The sequence below is a fragment of the Roseburia sp. TF10-5 genome (assembly GCF_003462365.1).
In the GTDB taxonomy this organism is placed as follows: Bacteria; Bacillota; Clostridia; order Lachnospirales; family Lachnospiraceae; genus Roseburia; species Roseburia faecis.
The window spans coordinates 1-802 of sequence record NZ_QTYW01000026.1 but is presented as its reverse complement, the minus strand read 5'-3'; the positions used below and the strand labels follow the sequence as shown (position 1 = coordinate 802).

The 802-nt window shown below is 40.3% G+C and carries 1 protein-coding gene; it reads left to right on the top strand.

What is annotated here, in order from left to right:
• On the top strand, window positions 1–753 hold a 753-nt coding region (locus tag DXD06_RS15770), incomplete at its 5' end, for a hypothetical protein (RefSeq protein WP_243001147.1).
• Window positions 754–802: the final 49 nt, after the last annotated feature.

The window sequence follows — 802 nt, the reverse complement described above, 5'->3', positions numbered from 1 at the left end:
AAAAATGAATTTGTTGATTTTTGCAATGGAGATGTAAAGGGAGAAGATACAGAGACACTGAATCATTTTGATGAGCATACAAGATATCAGTTTACAAGAATGCTGTTTGCATATGGAACCGGAATGACCGGACAGAATCCTTTTGCCAATGATGAGAAAGTCGAGATTACAGCGGATATAGACAGTGCAACCCATACTTCCTTTTATGTGAATGGGCAGAAAGCGTTTACGGCAATTACGGGTATGTCATATCTCCCATCCGAGATTCAAACCTTTGGAACCGTACAGCAGCCATTTAAAACCAGAGGGTACAAACCATATGATCCCAGTACAAACAGTATCACGATTGGGGTTGGAAGCAGATTTAATCTTGGAAATGGATACAGCATGACGGTACAGGAAGATTTTGTCTGGGGCGAGGGCTATGGAAACGGAAGCAAGGCAGATGATGAAAGATGCAATATGATGATAGGTGGTCTGAACTCCCTGATACATTTTGCGGATCAGCAGTATTTTTCAAGTATGACAGATACATACACCGATTATATTTTAGATTTTCTTGCGTCACAGGGAGTGGATACAAGCAGAGAATTTGTGATAAACGGGACACATTGCGAACTGGTAAATGGGAAAATAAGTGAAGTTGGTAACGATTATGTGGTGCCTAGTTCCATTCAGCAGAAAGCAGTGAAAAGATATGAAGAAAGTATGTCACAGCTTTTGAATAGCGGAACTTGGTATAGATGGTCATAAAAGTAATAGATCACTTGGACCGTTATGGAGAGTGAATAGATTCCGAATG